The sequence below is a fragment of the Terriglobia bacterium genome (assembly GCA_032252755.1).
Taxonomy (GTDB): Bacteria; Acidobacteriota; Terriglobia; order Terriglobales; family Acidobacteriaceae; genus JAVUPY01.
Window position 1 is genome coordinate 14,484 of record JAVUPY010000084.1, and the last position, 17,743, is coordinate 32,226.

10 protein-coding genes are annotated in these 17,743 nt (G+C 56.3%); all 10 read left to right on the forward strand.

Translation table 11 applies throughout. The annotated features are described in order from the left end of the window. The 10 genes from ROO76_20800 (at position 1) to ROO76_20845 (ending at position 17,211) form a co-directional block, all read left to right on the forward strand. Positions 1–1,404 (forward strand): pitrilysin family protein, encoded by a 1,404-nt coding sequence (locus ROO76_20800; protein ID MDT8070607.1) that lies wholly within the window; start codon positions 1–3, stop codon positions 1,402–1,404. A 319-nt stretch (positions 1,405–1,723) separates the two neighbouring features. Further along, positions 1,724–5,191, forward strand: coding sequence for a carboxypeptidase regulatory-like domain-containing protein (locus ROO76_20805; GenBank protein MDT8070608.1), 3,468 nt, complete (start codon positions 1,724–1,726; stop codon positions 5,189–5,191). Between the two features lie 81 nt (positions 5,192–5,272). Then, complete coding sequence (locus ROO76_20810) at positions 5,273–6,937, forward strand: S41 family peptidase (GenBank protein MDT8070609.1); 1,665 nt, start codon at positions 5,273–5,275, stop codon at positions 6,935–6,937. Beyond that, positions 6,934–7,719: a hypothetical protein gene (locus ROO76_20815; protein MDT8070610.1), complete on the forward strand. Its 786-nt coding sequence runs from the start codon at positions 6,934–6,936 to the stop codon at positions 7,717–7,719. Before ROO76_20810 ends, ROO76_20815 begins: the two co-directional genes overlap by 4 nt. A gap of 122 nt (positions 7,720–7,841) precedes the next feature. Continuing rightward, on the forward strand, positions 7,842–9,179 hold the full coding sequence (locus ROO76_20820; GenBank protein MDT8070611.1) for an amidohydrolase family protein: 1,338 nt from the start codon (positions 7,842–7,844) through the stop codon (positions 9,177–9,179). Between the two features lie 309 nt (positions 9,180–9,488). Beyond that, positions 9,489–12,545: a FlgD immunoglobulin-like domain containing protein gene (locus ROO76_20825; GenBank protein MDT8070612.1), complete on the forward strand. Its 3,057-nt coding sequence runs from the start codon at positions 9,489–9,491 to the stop codon at positions 12,543–12,545. Next, positions 12,542–14,245 carry an alpha/beta hydrolase-fold protein gene (locus ROO76_20830; GenBank protein MDT8070613.1) on the forward strand — a complete coding sequence of 568 codons (1,704 nt, stop codon included), beginning with the start codon at positions 12,542–12,544 and terminating at the stop codon, positions 14,243–14,245. Before ROO76_20825 ends, ROO76_20830 begins: the two co-directional genes overlap by 4 nt. After that, positions 14,245–15,567 carry an amidohydrolase family protein gene (locus ROO76_20835; GenBank protein ID MDT8070614.1) on the forward strand — a complete coding sequence of 441 codons (1,323 nt, stop codon included), beginning with the start codon at positions 14,245–14,247 and terminating at the stop codon, positions 15,565–15,567. The genes ROO76_20830 and ROO76_20835 overlap by 1 nt, the downstream gene beginning before the upstream one ends. Before the next feature lie 15 nt (positions 15,568–15,582). Further along, positions 15,583–16,308: a hypothetical protein gene (locus tag ROO76_20840; protein MDT8070615.1), complete on the forward strand. Its 726-nt coding sequence runs from the start codon at positions 15,583–15,585 to the stop codon at positions 16,306–16,308. A gap of 525 nt (positions 16,309–16,833) precedes the next feature. Next, positions 16,834–17,211, forward strand: a complete 378-nt coding sequence (locus ROO76_20845) for a nuclear transport factor 2 family protein (protein ID MDT8070616.1) — start codon at positions 16,834–16,836, stop codon at positions 17,209–17,211. Positions 17,212–17,743: the final 532 nt, after the last annotated feature.

The following is a 17,743-nucleotide window of genomic DNA, read 5'->3' on the forward strand; positions in this document are numbered from 1 at the left end:
ATGCGACGAATCATCACCGTTCTTGTTCTCTTCTTTCTCGCGATGCAGGTGTGGGCACAGGAAAGGGAGCTGAAACTGCCACCGGATCTTCCGCCGTATGGCCCGTTGAAGCCAATGAGTTCGCCCAAGGTTCAGGAGGAGCACCTCTCGAACGGGCTGACAGTATGGTTGGTGCCTCGGGCGGGATTCCCGAAGGTGACATTTCTGCTGACCGTTCGCGGTGGCTTTGCCGCCGATCCCCCGACGCGGCCAGGGATCGCGGAATTCCTCGCAGATACCGTGAATCAGGGCACTAAAAACCGCACTGTGCAAGAGATCGCGCAGGAGATTCAGGCTGCCGGCGGCGAGTTGCAGGTAAAAGCGAGTACCGATTCAATCTCTCTTGAAGCAACTGTTTTGGCATCGCGTGCGGATCCGGCTTTATCGGTGCTGGCTGATGTGGCTCAGAACGCGGATTTCCCAGCAGGGCAGGTGGAGATCGTACGAAAGGGCCTGGAGAATTCACTACAGCGTCAAATGGCAGAGCCAGCATTTCTCGCGCGACATGGATTAGCGGCGGCCATGTTCGGCGATCAACCGTACGCTGTCCTGGCGCCAACACAGGCGACCATGAAGGACGCCACGGTTGAGGAACTGCGGTCAGAATACGCCCGGAGGTTTCGACCGGATCAAGCGATGCTCCTGGTGATTGGCGACTTCGAGGTTCCGCCGATGTTCGGCGTGATTCGTCAGCGGCTGGGTGCGTGGAAGCCGGAAGGTGACGCCAAGGTCGCCGCCCTACTGCCGCAAAAGCAGGAGGCAAACGGGACGCTATCGCTCATCCCGCGTGCAAACTCGGTGCAGACGCGGTTCATGATGGCATCTCTTGGACCCAAAGAGAAGGACCCCGACTATGCGGCCGCCCGGGTTGCGACGTTGGTATGTGGAAGGCGTATTTCTCGCAATATTCGTGAAGACAAGGGCTATGCATACTCTGCAGGGGCCGACGTGCTGCGGCAGGGGGAAGCCAACCTTCTCCTCGCCGCCGCTACCGTCCGTAATCCCGTGACGGGCGCTACCTGGAACGAGCTGCGGTACGAACTCGACAGGATGGCCACTACTGCGCCTACTGCGAGCGAGGTCGATGGAGCGAAACACTTCCTGATCGGGTATGAAGCGCTCAATCTGCAGCCTCAGGCTGCGCTCGCTGAGCGGTTGGGCGAACTTTGGACTATGGGGCTAGACGCAGACCAGATTGGCAAAGAAGGGGAAGCCCTCGAGAAGGTCACCGCCGCGGACGTTGAGAGGATAGGACGCGAGCGGCTTGCGGCGTCGCAGATGACAGCTGTTGCGGTGGGGGATGGCAGCACCATTGAAGAACAGATTACGCCGTTGGGGATCAAGTTAAAGAAAACGCAAAAGTAGAGCAAAGGCTGTAGTTCCTGATGGCCGGCGGAACGATAGGTTCGGGGTGCGACCTGGACCCGGTAAAGCCGTCTGCCCGCAATAGGGGGCGTTGCCACCCCGCAATTGAAAGTCTGCCATGGGTGAAACGTTTGTTGTTATCTTTTGCGTGTTGGGATATCTCGCTAAGGCAGGCCCATCTATTTAGCTATTGACAGGAGTGAAACATACGCAGTACTCTTTCGCCATTTTAGAACCAGAATGCAACAATTGTTGCATTACCCGGACAACGAAAACGAAAGACGCCGGCCGGCGACGCAGGCATGAACAGGAGATCGCAATGTTGAAATCGTGGCGCTTGATCCTCGGTGCCCTTTGGGTCGTACTAGCAATCGTCTCGCAGGGGACAGCACAGAACGCAGCGACAGGCGCCATTGCCGGGACCGTGACCGACGCGTCCGGAGCGTCCGTGGTCGGGGCGCAAGTGAAGGTGACGAACGAAGCCACCGGTGAGGTGCGCAGGGTGACCTCGCGTTCCGACGGCTCGATTCTTATAAGCCTCCTGCCGCCTGGTGGCTATTCAATTATCGTCACCGCTCCTGGCTTCAAAACTGTCGACGTCAGCAAGGTCACCGTAACGGTGACAGAAACGGTCAATGTTCCGGTCCGCCTCGAAGTCGGTGCCACGAACGAGTCGGTGACTGTCACGGGATCGGAACTGCAGGTGAACACCGAATCCGCGGAGTTGGGTACGGTGACGTCCCGTCAAATGATCCAGAGCCTACCGTTGGTCACTCGGAACTATACACAGATCATTGCGCTCAATCCCGGCATCTCAGCTGAGGTATCAAACGCCGGCGAACTGGGCAAGGGCAGTTCTTCTTATGGTGCTTCAACTGGCGGCTTCTCAGCCCAAGGTGGTAATACTAACGACAACAATTTTCAAATGAACGGCGTCACTGTCAGCGACACGTTTGCAAGTGCACAGTTCAGCGGTGGAATAGCGGTCCCAAATCCTGACACTTTGCAGGAATTCAAGGTTCTAACCGGGCAGTATGACGCCTCGTACGGCCGTAATGCCGGCGCGAATGTCAACGTTATTACTCGAGGCGGCACGAATGATTTCCATGGGTCGGTGTTTGAGTACTTTCGGAACGACGCCCTCAATGCGAATGAGTTTTTTCAGAAGCGGAATAATCAGCCGCGGCCGGTGTTAAGGAGCAATCAATTCGGGTTCACCTTCGGTGGGCCGCTCAAAAAGAATAAGCTCTTGTTTTTCGGTTCGTACCAGGGCACACGGCAGCGCAACGGAATGGCGGCTGGCTGTCTCAGCCGCGTGGAACTTCCGCCACTTACCAATGACCGCAGCGCCGCGGCCCTTGGGGCAATATTCGGCGGCAATGTCGGATATTTTAACTATGCGCTTGGGGTTACAGCAGGCGTTCCGACCATAGCTGTCGACGGTTCCAATATCAACCCGGTCGCACTGAAACTCTTGCAGGCCAAGCTTCCGAATGGCCAGTATCTGATCCCAACTCCCCAGTCGGTTCAGGCTTATACACCGTCAGCCGATCCTTCCGTGATTGATAGCGTGGGGACTTCGACGTTCAGTTCTCCCTGTCCGTACACTGAAGACCAGTACATGGGCAATTTGGACTACTTGCAGTCGGACAAGAGCAAGTGGTCGGGCCGCACATTTGTCGCAAACAGCCAAGCGACGCAATCGCTGGCCGCAGGAGTTCCCGGATTCGGTGTCATCACTCCTGCCGACTACCGCAACATCAGTTTGGCCAACAGCTATGTCTTCAGTCCAGCACTTCTGAATCAACTGACCATTGGTTTCACCCGGCAGCTGGCCGGACAGATTCAGGCGAATCCGTACAAATTCTCGGATTTCGGCATTACAGGGCTGACCGATGGGCCGCCCGTGATCTATCTAAATGCGCTTACCACCGGTTTGAATATTGGCGGAAAAGGTCAAACGCAAACCGCCGCTCAAAATACCTATGAGGTTACTGATTCGATCTCCTGGATTCACGGGAAGCACAGCTTCCGTTTTGGTGGCGGCGTTACCCGTTGGCAATACAATGCTTCCAACCTCCAATACTCTGGTGTGATGGAGTTCCTAACGTTCAGCGACCTTCTGCTCGGAAACGACGCCAATACGGCGGGATTGGGCGCTTACGGATATGGCAACCTTTATGGTTCCATCGCTCTGATAGGTGATTTGGCCCGTGATTATCGCATTTGGGAGAATAACGCTTGGGTTCAAGATGACGTGAGGATCACCAAACGGCTGACTCTGAATCTGGGCTTTCGCTACGAACGGCTCGGTGGAATGAGCGAGAAATGGGGCAGGAATACGTCTTTCGATTTCGCTCTGGCGGATCCGACTCCTCCCGCAACGGGGACGCTCGCAGGGTATTTGGTTCCCTCGAACTTCCGCAGCACGATACCCGACGGAGTTACAAAATCCGGCAATAACATGGGTATCGCCGGCGACGGCCAGAACACCTGGAATCCTCGCTTCGGCTTCGCTTGGCAGTTGCCCGGAACCGATCGACTGGTACTACGCGGCGGTTATGGAATGTTCCACAGCCGTACTACCGGCGTGGGGCTAATTCAATCCCTGAGCGCGCCGCCGCTTTCGTACATCGTGAATGACGTAGGGGCGGCCAATGCCGCAGCGACGGCTGCCAACCCATACGTCAGCCCGCTGCCCACATTGCCGTACTTCCCGCTGATTACCCCGACCTCAGCCCAAACTCCGCAGGTTCTGTCGCAAAGTTATCGCCCCCCCACCTACCAGCGCTACAGCCTCGGGTTACAGGCGGCGCTTGCAAAAGATACCGTCCTCGAGGTCGACTATGTTGGAGCGCGCGACACGCAACTAATACGGCAGCGAAATATCGATCAGGCACAACTAGCCAGTCCGGACAATCCAATTCGTGGCGTGACCACCAATACCTCGGCCACCTCTAACATTCGTGCGCGCCTGCCTTACCAGGGATTATCCCCGACGGGAGCGCGCATTTATGAGAATGGGGCTGCCGGCTGGTACAACTCGCTACAGGTCAGCGCCAACAAGCGCATGAGCCACGGGCTGACGCTCCAAGGGTCCTATACGTTTGCCCGCGCGCTCAGCGACTCACCGGGGAGCATTTCGGCCACAATCGGCGGGCGTCCGAACGGTAACACCAACGATCCCAGGTCCACCTACGGCCCAGATCCGTTCGTGCGTGAGCATCGTTTCGTTCTCAGCTACCTGTACAATCTGCCCGGTCCGAAAGACGTGAATTCCTTCGCTGGACGGATTTTAGGTAACTGGTCACTTTCTGGAGTTACCGTGGCGCAGTCTGGGCACCGCCTTACTTTCGGCTATACCAACGCTGCGAACGTATTCGGCATCAACAGCGACCGTCCAGATTACGTTCCCGGCTGCAACATCAATACCTCCGGAGGGGTCGAAAGCCGGCTGAACGCGTACTGGAACCCGGCATGTTTCACCAAACCTGCAGCGCTTGCGGCTCCCAACTCGGGAACGCTTTTCGGAACCAGTCCTATTGGCCTTGGACACGGACCTGACCAGGTCAACTTCGACATCTCAATCGCCAAGCAGATCCCAATCAAATGGCCGAACGAGGTTTCCCGTCTGGAGTTCTACACACAGTTCTTTAACGCGCTCAACCACCCCCAGTTTGCCGATCCAAGTACCCAGTTCACGGGGACTGGTTTTGGAGCAAACGCGATCACATCGACAGTTACGAACCCCAGGATTATTCAATTCGCACTGAAGTACAGTTTCTAACTCATTGCCACTCATCCCCTCAAGCAGAGTATTCGCCTGGCAACCGCATCTGGCGCCAGGCGAATACTCAACGGAGAAATCGTGATCCCGAGTTCTCGTGCTTTGCTTCTGCAGGTAGTCATCGCTCTTTTTGTATGTCCTTTGTTTGCCCAAGCTCCTGAACATCTCACCCATGATCAAGCCTTTCAGGATGCTCGCGAATTCGTTCATCTGCTTGAGACGGCGCATCCGGATCCGTATTCAAACCTCGGCGGCAAGGTTGCGTTCGAACGCAAGGCCGAAGACCTTTACAAGGCAATTCCCGCGGAGGGGCTGGATGTTCCCGGTCTCCGCGATCGACTGGCGGCTTTCATCGCGCCCCTGCATGATGGGCATACGCGAGTCGGCGGGCGAAGCGACAAGTGGAGCGATGATTCTCCCAAACTCACAGTTGAGTTTCAGATCGCGTCCGATGGGCTACTGATTTCGGCATCCGATCTGCCGGAGTTGAAAGGTCTGCGCGGTTCCCGGTTACTTGCCGTGAATGGCATCACCGTTGACCAATTGCTCGAGCGGATGTCGCAGCAGGTGGCGACGGAAAACCAGTATGGGACGTACGTCGGACTCACGATCGTTTTGCGAAGTTCCAAGCTGCTGAGCAATCTGATTCCCGGCCTCGACCGTGCGTCGGGTGTCACCTATACCCTGCAAACGCCGGCTGGGCAGCGGATCGAGCGCAAGATCAGTTGGGGTGGAACGCATCCAGAGGACTCTCAGAAGTGGGTCGACCAGTCCTTGTACTGGCCGGGTCTAAAGCGATCCGAAGATCCTTTTTATTACCGCTTCCTTCCAGATGGCAAAACGGCTTATTTCCGCGTCGCCAACATGATGCCGCGCGAGGGTTATGAGATTGTCGAGAAATACCATGTCGGCAATCTCAAGGAGTTTCTCGCGGAGTACTACAAGCGACATAACCGGCCGATGCCCGCGGACACGGCCGCGGCACTGGCCGGGATTCCTTCACTTTTTGAGCAGGGAACGAACCTGCTGAACGAAATGAAGCGCAGGAACACGCCTAACCTGATCGTGGATTTGCGAGGAAATGGCGGCGGTTCGACGCCAACGTTTATTCCATTTATCTACCAGCTGTTCGGTGATACCTACTTCGCTCGCGCTACCGGTGCGCAGTTCGTGCAGGTCAAGTCTGAACTCTATCTCCAGAAGTACAACTCCACCGTGGCCGAAGAACGTAAGAAGGATCCAAATTTTGAAGTGGGCGAGTACGAGTTCACCTCGAGCTACGAGGGCAAGACAACCGAGGAGAAGAGGATCAAGCGGATCTCAGATTTCAGCGAACATCACATGTCGTTTGCCCCGGCGCTGGAAGCGATGAACGGCAAGCCGCTCTATACGCCGAAAAGACTGGTGGTTCTCTGCGATCCGGGCGTGTTCAGCGCGGCGTTCCAGGCGATGTTCTATCTGCACGATGTCGGGGCGGTGGTTGTAGGGGTGCCGTCAGCGCAATCGCCCAACGCGTTTATGGAAGCGACACCCTTCACGCTCACGATTTCGAAGATACCCGGTTCAATTTCGAATGGCATGCAGATGTTCATGCCTGACAATCCGAGGGCGAACATCTTTCACCCGGACTTTGAAGTCACGTATTCCACTTATAAAAAGTATGGTTTCGACGATGAGACTGCGTTGCGTTATGCGGTGGATTTGCTAGCGGCGGGAAAGATCGCGACGCCGGCAAAGACTGAATGATCGAAGAGATCTATTGGGAGGAAATTGTGGAAGAGAAATTACGCAGAGAATTACGTTGGTTGAAGGCCTATGCATTCCTTTCGATGTTGTTGTTCGCGGTGTTGATTTTTGTAGCCGCAGCCGGACCCGAGAAAACGAAGTTCGATCAGATTGAAGTTCACCGGATCAATGTTGTGGAACCCGACGGTACTCTGCGGATGACGATTTCGAACAACGCCGAGTCGCCGGGACCCGTGTTGGGCGGTCTGTATATGAAAAAGCGCGAGGGCACACGCGGAGCCGGCATGATCTTCTTCAACGACCAGGGCGACGAGTGCGGGGGGATGACCTGGAGCGGCAAGAAGAAGGACGGCAAAATTGCCGCCGATGGCGGCCTCATGTTCGACCAGTTCGATCAGGATCAGACCGTGGGGATCAACTACACGCAGCACGGCGACCAGCGCGCCGCCGGTTTGCACGTGTGGAACCGGTCGCTGACACCAATCGGAGACTTTGCGCGCCAAGTGAATACCGTGGAAGAAATGAAGGACGGTCCTCAGAAGACCGAGGCTTTGAAGAAGATTCGCGAACAGGCAATTGCAACCGGGATGGCGGGCCAGGAGCGAGTATTCGTCGGACGGATGGGAAACAACGACGCGGTGGTCAGCCTGAAAGATACAAATGGGAAGCCGCGCATTTTGCTTTCTGTGGACGCCCAGAACCAGCCTAAAATCCAGATGCTCGACGAGAACGGGAAGGTGGTCTACAGCTTGCCCGCGCAGGAGGCGGCGCCTCATCAATAACCGAGTAGAATGACGGAACCGCATCGATCATGGCGCAAGATCGCTTATGCGCATCGGCGGAACGAATCCCCGGATTCCGAGACTGTATTTCCGGGGTTCGACTAACCGCAAGGAGAATACTTGTGCGCAAGCTGCGTGTGTTCGGTTTTCTGCTGTTATTTTCCTCGTTGACATTTGGTCAGAGCGTGCCGACGCCTGCGCCCCTGCCTTCGAGCGCCGGCGCTGTGTATCTCATTAAGGCCGGTCTGCTGATCGACCCTGAAACCGGCACCGCCACGCCCAACCAGATGATCGCGGTGAACGGCGGTCGCATTGTTGCCATAGGCGCAAACATCGCCACACCCGCCGGAGCGGAGGTCATCGATCTCTCTGGTTACTCGGTACTGCCGGGCTTGGTGGATGCTCACACGCATCTCGCGACGACTACAGTTCCCGAAGACAACCACAATCTCTATTTCACCTATATTCACGACTCCACACCGTTACGTGCCATCCAGGCGGCTTCGAACGGCATGCAGATGCTCGATGCAGGTTTCACCGTGGTGCGCGACATGGGAAACAACGGCAATTACGCCGATACAGCATTACGCGTTGCGATCGAGCAGGGGTGGATTCCTGGTCCAACCGTCGTCAACGCCGGACTCTTGATAGCCCCGATGGGCGGTCAATTCAATCCGACACCGGAGATGGCGATGCAGCACACAATCGTCTATCCCGAGTACCTCGAGGCCGACACTCCCGACGAGATCATCAAGGCGGTGCACCAGAACATCCTTTTCGGCGCGAAGCTGATCAAGGTGTGTGTCGATTGTAAGCCTTATGGCTATAGCGTTCAGGACCTGAAGCTATTCGTAAGCGAGGCAGCGCGTGCCGGATTGAAGGTTGCCGGTCACGTGCAGACGCATGCGGGCGCCTTGCGCGCCATTGAAGCCGGTCTCTGGTCGATCGAGCATGATTACGCGTTGACCGACGATGTGCAGAAACTGATGGCGCAGAAAGGGATCTGGCGTGTCGGCACCGAGGAGCCTGTCAGTTCCTACAGCGGCTCGCAGGCCGCGCTCGACAAGACAATTGCCGGGATCAAACAGGCGTACGCGGACGGCGTGAAGATGGCATTCAGCACCGATATTGCCTCGTATATTCCCGGCTTAACTCGGGGCCAGCGCGCCATCGGCTACATCAGTACGTGGGAGAAGAGTGGGCTTCTCAGCAATGAAATTCTGAAGATCATGACCGTGAATGGATACAAGGTCTGTGACATTTACGACAAACGTGGACCGATTCGCGTCGGCTTTCCGGCGGATATGATCGCCGTAAAGGGGGATCCGCTGGAGAACATCGACGTCCTGCGGAACGTGAGCTTCGTAATGAAGGACGGTCTGGTATTCAAGCGTGCCGGCATCATGATGCCGGCAAAATTCTTTCATGGTGGCCCGGTGAACGGGTGGAACATTCACTGACCGCCCACTCTCGTCGTCCCTGATGGAATCAAATGTTGCATTTCTTGAAGATAGATGGCAGAAGATAGCGTCGTCTTGACACCTGCGGCCTCAGGGCGTAAGCTCCCGCTACTCTCAATTGTGAAACATATGTTGCACTCATCGAAAAGTGGTTTAACAACTCAACTTTGGTGTGGGTTCCTGTCATTGGCTATTTGCGCTGTGCCCCTTGTCGCAGAAGCTGCGGCATCGAGCGCCCTGTCAACCCCGGCATCCACAAAATACCATTCGGTTTTGTCCGGATTGCATTTTCGAGAGATCGGGCCCGCAATGCAGGGTGGACGCATCGATGCAATTGCTGTTGATCCGCGAGATCCCGACATCTTCTACATCGGGGCCGCGACTGGGGGAGTGTGGAAGACTACAAATGGCGGCACGACTTTTAGTCCAATGTTCGACGATCTTCCGGCACTGACGGTCGGAGACATTGTTGTCGCACCCTCGAATCCATCCATCGTCTGGGTCGGCAGCGGCGAGCCAAACAACCGCCAAAGCTCGTCATGGGGCACCGGTGTGTATAAGTCCACAGACGGTGGCCATACCTGGTCGCACATGGGGTTGGAAGACACGCAGTCGATCGGCCGCGTCGCCATTGATCCCACGAATCCCGACGTCGTATACGTTGCCGCTCTCGGGCATCTTTGGGGGCCCAACGCGGAACGAGGCCTCTTCAAGACTGTGGACGGCGGGAAGACTTGGACGAAGGTTCTTTTCATCGACAATGACACAGGCGTCGTTGACGTTGCACTCGATCCGGGCAGCCCGAACATTGTTTACGCGGCTGCTTATGAGCGGCGTCGCGCCCCGTGGGGGTTTGACGGTGGTGGTCCCGGTTCGGCTCTCTACAAGAGCACGGATGGGGGGGCCACCTGGAAGAAACTGACGGAGGGATTGCCGAAGACGGGCAATCTTGGCCGCATCGGGATCGCAATCTATCCGAAGAACCCGGCGATTGTCTACACCGTTATCGAGGGTAAAGGCGGAGGAATATTTCGCAGCGAGGATCGCGGCGAGAGTTGGAAGAAGATGGGCGAGAGCGAACCGGCCTCGCCATACTTCAGCCAATTGCGAATTGATCCGAACAACGACCTGAGAATCTGGGCGCTGCTCGATTTCCTTATGATTTCATCCGACGGCGGGAAGACTTTCACTCCCGATATGCGCACCGGAGCTCACTGGGACTTTCACGACCTCTGGATGGATCCACGCAACTCCGGCCACATGCTCGCTGCGACCGACGGGGGACTTTACCGCAGCAACGACGATGGCAAAACCTGGGAATTCCTGAACTCGCTCCCGCTGGGGCAGGTCTATCGTCTCGGTTTCGACAACGAAAAGCCGTATCGACTCTGTGGCGGGTTCCAGGACAACGGTGTGCTGTGCGGCCCGAGTCGCACTCGGTCCGCCGAAGGAATCGCCAACACCGACTGGCAGCGCGTCCTGACGGGCGACGGATTTTTCGTGCAGATAGATCCGAGCGATCCCAACATACTTTATTCGGAGTCACAGGACGGCGCGTTGTCCCGTCTCGATCTGCGTTCGCACGAGTGGCTCCCCATAGCACCCCAGCCCGATCCGGGGGAGCCCCCGTACCGTTTCAGCTGGGACTCTCCCTTGCTGGTATCTAAGCAAGAGCCCGGCACCATCTACTTCGCAGCCAATTATCTTTTCAGGTCGACGGATCGCGGCAACACCTGGACAAAACTTAGCGGCGATCTGACGACCGGCGTCGATCGCAACACGCTGACGATTCTGGGCAAGACGCCGAGCAAAGACACGGTCTCTCTGAACTATGGAATCGCTTATTACCCGAGCATCAGCGCGGTCGCCCAATCTCCTCTCGACGCGAAGATTTTGTGGGCGGGGACGCAGGATGGCAATGTGCAGGTTTCGCGCGACGGCGGACACACTTGGAACAACGTTGCGACCAACATCCGCGGCGTGCCGCACGGCACCTGGGTGAGCAGCGTCGTTGCTTCGAAGACCGCGCTGGGCGCTGCATACGTCGCGTTCGACGGCCATCGCGGAGACGATTTCAAGGCTTACATCTTCGGTACCACCGATTTCGGTCGCTCGTGGACTAACCTATCAGGCAGTATTCCGGCCGGTGGCACAGTCCACGTTGTCTGCGAGGATCCCGCCAACCCCTCACTTCTTTTTGCCGGAACTGAGTATGGGGCGTACGTCTCGTTCGATCAGGGCAAGCAGTGGGAAAAATTGACCGAACTGCCGGATGTGCCGGTGCATGATATTGGCATCCAGCCCCGGGAACACGATCTCATCATGGGGACGCACGGCAGATCGTTCTACATTCTCGATGACATTCGTCCACTGGAGGAGCTGAGCGGGAAAGTGCTGGACTCCAAGCTGCACGTGTTCTCCATTCGCCCGGCGACGTCGTGGCGCTTGTTCATCAGCAGCAACGGATACAACGGCGATATTAAGTTCAACGCGCCGAACCCTCCAAACGGCGCGACGATTTCGTACTACCTCGATCAAGATGCAAAGCAGGTCACGGTAACCGTGCGCGACGCCTCGGGCGCTGTGGTGCAGACGATGAAGGCCGACGGCAAAGCCGGCCTGCACCGTGTGAATTGGGATCTACGCTATACCACAGCGAACAAGCCTCTGGATCTGCAGATTTGGGCAGCGCAGCAGGGATTTCTAATCTACCATTCGCTACCGCACCTCGGAATGTCGGCCCCATTGGTTCCGCCGGGAGTTTATAGCGTTGAAGTATCGGCAGACGCGACAAATGTGATCGAGAAAGTCACTGTCGCCGACGACCCGAATGTCACAATCAACGCCGCGGACCGCGAGGCTCACGACAAGCTGACCATGCAAGCATTCCATCTCTACGAACGGGGAATGGACGTGCAGCGGTCAATTCTGGGGATGGAGGGAGCCCTGAATTCCGCGCAGGAACATTGGAAGAAATATGGGGTTGAATTGCCGGCGGCCTTGAAAATATCAGCGGCAGACCTTCAGAAAACAGTCGAAGGACTGCATGCTGAAATCATGGGGCCGAAGGTGCGGGACCCGCTCCATCCTGCATCGACGCCATTGATTCGCCGCCTCGCGGAACTACTCTACTCCCTCGAGTCGTTCACTGCGGCTCCGACAGCAACCGAGCAGGAGCGGTACACCGCCTGGCGACGTACGCTCGCCGAACTCTCCGCCCGTGTGCAACGGGTTCGGCAACACGATTTACCGGCCTTGAACGACAAGATTCGCGCGGCTGGGATTCCTTACATCGCTGTTCCCAAGCCGAGTGGGGAAACAGAGAAGAAACAAGAAACCAGTCTGGAAGAAGTTGATTTTCGATGAGACTCTTTGAGAAACGATTGCTTCTGGCATTCGCGTTATGCGCCTCGGCGTTGGTGAGCGCCGCGCAAGTAACCGAACCACGGTTCGAGGTACGCTTTCCGGCGAGCGTTCACTCCGGGCCAATCACCGGACGCGTGTTCGTCATCGTCACCCGCGACGGAAGCCGCGAACCACGCGACCAGGTTGGGGCGCGATACATGGGCGCACCGTTCTTTGGGGTTGACATCGAGCAACTTCAACCGGGAGCCCCCGCAGTCATCGATGGATCCACGCTTGGATATCCACCGCGAAGTCTTCGCGATATTCCGCCGGGTGACTACTACGTACAAGCGTTTCTGAATATTTATACCCAGTTCCATCGCTCCGACGGACACACCATCTGGGTGCACATGGACCAGTGGGAGGGGCAGCAGACCTTTGCTTCGCCCGGCAACCTATACAGTCGGGTGCAGAAGGTCCACCTCGATTCGTCCAGATATACGGTAAAACTTGGTCTCACGGAGGTGATTCCGCCAGTCGAAGTCCCCCCGGACACGCAGTGGGTGAAGCACATCAAAATCCAAAGCAAGCTGCTGACAGCCTTCTGGGGCCACCCGATGTATCTCGGCGCGGTCGTGCTCTTGCCAAAGGGATACGACCAGCATCCGGACACCTACTATCCCGTCGACTATGAGCAGGATCACTTCAGCTTGGCGCCACCGTACCACTTCCGCGAAACGCCACCGGATGCTTCGGTCGGCTCGATACTCGCGATGCGACAGGGTGAGGGCTATCAGCTTTTCAAAGACTGGACCTCAGACAAGTTCCCCCGAATGTTGATGGTCACATTTCTGCATCCGACGCCGTACTACGACGATTCCTACGCTGTGAACTCGGCCAACAACGGTCCGTACGGCGACGCCATCATGACGGAACTCATTCCCTACGTCGAGTCTCACTTCCGGATTATTCGCGAACCGTACGCGCGAGTGCTGTCCGGTGGTTCGACGGGTGGTTGGGAATCGCTGGCATTGCAGGTGCAGCATCCTAAATTTTTCGGCGGGGCGTGGGTCTACTACCCTGATCCAATCGACTTTCGTCAGTGGCAACTCAGCAACATCTACGATGACGAAAATATGTTCTATGCGCCGCCCGCGACAGCAACGCAAATAGGCAGCACAGACTGGCAGAAGTTGCACCGCCCCTGGCTACGCCTGCCGACAGGGCAGATCGTCGTAGATCAGAAGCAGGAATCGCAATTGGAAGAAGTTCTTGGAATGAAAGGCCGCTCCGCCGAACAATGCGATGCGTGGAACGCGGTTTACGGTCCTGTTGGCGCTGACGGTTACCCCGTTCCGCTGTGGAACAAAGAAACTGGCGTGATCGATCACAGTGTTGCGGCTTATATGGGAGATCACGGCTATGATCTCGATGCGTACATGCAACGCAATTGGGCCCGCATCGGTCCTTCGCTAGTGGGCAAACTGCACTTCTATGTCGGCGACGCTGACAATTTCTATCTGAACCTCGCTGTGTACCTTACCAACGACTTCCTTTCTCAAACCAAGAATCCCTACTATGCCGGATCCTTTTCATACGGTCGCCCTTTGAAAGGGCATGGCATTCGACCCACGACAACGGGTGAAATGCTGCGCCACATGGCCGAAGAGATCCGTCGTCATGCGCCGGCGAATCAGCCGGCAGCCTCTTGGAATTACTAATGAAACATCAGAAGTTCAGCGCAAAAGTCCTCGTTCTCATAACTGTGCTCGTGACCCTTGCAACAATCGTTCAAGCTCAGGAAAACCAGAATGGCGCAAAGCGAATAGTCATTCGTGCCGGACGTCTATTGAACGTTCGCACCGGCCAGATACTGCACGATCAGGACATTATTGTTGAAGACGGCCTCATCAAGTCCGTCGGGAAGGCCTCAGCCGCACAGGAATCGGGAACTGTCATCAATTTGCCCAACGCAACGGTGCTGCCCGGCCTGATTGACGCACACGACCACATCACCGGCGACCCTTCGATCAGCGACGTCGACAAGATCGAAATGTCCAACGCCCGGAGAGCACTCAAGGGCGCGCGAAATGCCCGGGTAACTCTTTTTGCGGGGTTCACAACCATTCGCAATGTCGGGGCCGACGGTTATCCCGACGTCGCGTTGCGCGACGCGATCAACGACGGCGACGTGATCGGGCCCCATATTCTTGCGGCAGGGCCGGCGATCACGATCGACGGCGGTTCCTGCGATAACATCCGTATGGCGCACCAATACCACTACACCTCGCCGGGAGTCGCCGACGGCGTTGAAGGCGTACAGCACAAGGTTCGCGAGGTCATCAAGTACGGCGCCGACGTCATCAAGATGTGCGCGACTGGGGGTTTACTTTCTCCTACAAATCCCGGCGCGCTCGAGTACAGCATGCCGGAGATGCAGATGATCGTGGCCGAGGCGCACCGGCACGGCCGTCGGGTCGCCGCCCACGCACACGGTGCCGAAGGAATCCGCCTTGCTTCCGAAGCCGGGGTGGACTCCATCGAGCACGGATTTCTCATCGACGACGCGGCCATCGCCACAATGAAAAAGAATGGCACCTACCTTGTCCCGACGGCCTACGTAATCAAATGGATTCCGAAACACGAAGCTGAAATGGGATTGTCGCCGGACCAGGCAAAACGACTCGAAGCGATTCTGAACGAGGCCAAGGGCAATCTCCGCAAAGCATTTGCTGCCGGAGTGAAGGTGGCATTTGGAACGGACGCCGCCGTTTTTCCTCACGGAGAGAACGCGCGCGAATTCTCGATATACGTAGAGTTGGGAATGACTTCGATCCATGCAATCCAGACCGCAACCATCAACGGCGCCGATCTTCTTGGCCTTAAGGACAAGACGGGAGCCATTGAACCGGGCAAGTGGGCCGACATCATTGCTGTCGATGGCGACCCGACTGCCGATGTTCGAACCCTCGAGCACATCAAATTCGTCATGAAGTCGGGAACTGTTTACAAAAACGAGTACGCCGCCCCAGCGGCAGAGTGATCACCAGGAGACGCTATGAAGAAGATACTCGGCAATCCCAAGTTTCTCGCAGTCTACTCGGGCGTGTTAACGCTCGTCTTTGCCATCACCGTCCTAGCTGGCTTCACGGCGGACTCGCACAACTCGAAATTCGATGAGATCACAGTCAGGAGAATCAATATAGTCGAACCGGATGGAACCTTACGTATGGTGCTTTCCAACAAAGCCGATTTTCCGGGGATCATTCTTCACGGCAAGGAGCATCCGCATCCCAACCGCAAGACGGCTGGCATGTTGTTTTTCAATGACGAAGGCACAGAGAATGGCGGATTGATATTCGGTGGCGAAAAGAAGGACGGGAAGGGAAGCAGCTACGGCCACCTCAGCTTTGACGCCTACGATCAGGACCAGATATTCACGATTGACGCCGGCAAAACTGGCGACCAGAGCGCATCAGCGCTGTCGATGATCGATCGGCCGGAATATCCAATTTCTGAAGTCGTTGCCCTGACCGACCGCATTAAGGGCATGACCGATGAACAGAAAAAGGCCGAGATTGCGAAGTTTTCAAAAGAGCATGGCGCACCGCATGCACGACTATATCTGGGCCGCAGCGCGGATAAATCGGTGGCCCTGCGTTTGAAGGACCCCGAGGGGCATGACCGCGTCGTCATTGAAGTGGCAGCCGATGGTTCGCCCTTGCTCCAATTCCTCGACAAAGATGGAAAGGTTGTGAGTCAGATGCCTCCCAAGACCCCCTAATCGCTCTCTGGCGAGCGGTGAGATGCGAGTTAGAGTGTAGTGAAGAACGTCCTGAATAGCCGATTAAACGGAGAGTACTTTTAGGCAGATTCTCTTTCGGTGGGGCGATCTGAAGTTTCAAGGTTCCGCATTTCTTCCCGTACTCGTCTCAGCAGTTCGTAAATCCGCGGCCAGTGTTCCGGACGCAACAGGGCTCGCAGATGCTCAAGCTCCTGCTCTTGCTCTTTCAACGCCGCCATCTGTTCGTCGTAATTCACCGCGAGCCTAGCTGAACCAGGAAAAGAACCAGTTAGAACCCTTTTCTGAGTGGGGGGCGCACCAATAACTTCTATGTTGGAAGGGCAACCCGCTATTCAGGATGTCCAGCCGATCCGCAGAAGGATGGACATTGTCGAATTTCCACGTCGGGGGCATATCTTCCATTACTCCGTTGCAACAGGAATGACTCACGAGAAAAGAATCAACACGATAGGGCGGGTCGGTTGGCAATCCGATTGCCCCCACGAGGAAGTGCGGGATGACAGAATGCAAGCCGAACTCATGAAACTCGAAGCTGACTGGCTCCATGTCTTGCAGAGTGGGGACTCCGGCACTCTGGATGGGCTGCTTGACTCGGCATTCGTCTCCTCGCCATGGCATGCTCCAAACCAGTTGCTCCTGCGAGATGCATATCTCCGCGAAGCCAACCATGCCCAATTGCGAGGCTGCGAACTGACGCCCGTGTACGTGGAAGTGATGGGCAACTTTGCCATCGTGAAATGTCGGATCGCATGTGAATACGACGTAAACGGCAGGAAGTGGGTGGTCGAGCTTTCCATCACTGACATTTGGGTGCATCGAGAAGATGGATGGAAGGCGCTCAACCGTGATGCGTCCGGACGGGTCAACTCCAAACAGTATTAAAGAAAAGGCTGGAGGCTCTGCTATGGTCGATCAAGATTATGTTCAGAAGACAATTCGAGCTTATATCTCGATTTCGGTGATGCTGAATTCCAAAGCAGTTCTTTCTCCCAAAACGAAGTCATATCTGCGAGACCTGAGCAGCAAGTTGGAGGAGGAGATTACAAGTTTCAGGAAAGAAGAACCGTTCGAAAGCAATAAGGCAGCGTGAGGCTTTGCCAACGGCTTCCCTAAGTTTTTCTGTCAGGAAAATCAACTAAGAACCCAATTCAGAAGAACCCAAATCCCCGCTCGAAGACAAATAGGGTCATTCCGACCTCCAAACATCGCCGTCAGCCACACTCCCAGCACTCGTCCGAGGGCATCGAATACGGAAGGACTAAACAGCCCCGCGACCAGGTTTGGCCCTAGTCCGAGGGCTCATGCTGAGCCCGCACCCGCTGCCCCCTTTGCGCACCAGATCGATCCGCCAAACACGCGGTCCCTAGCGAGGGCCCTGAGGAGCTGCGCCGCTGCTGGAAGTGCATGAAAAACA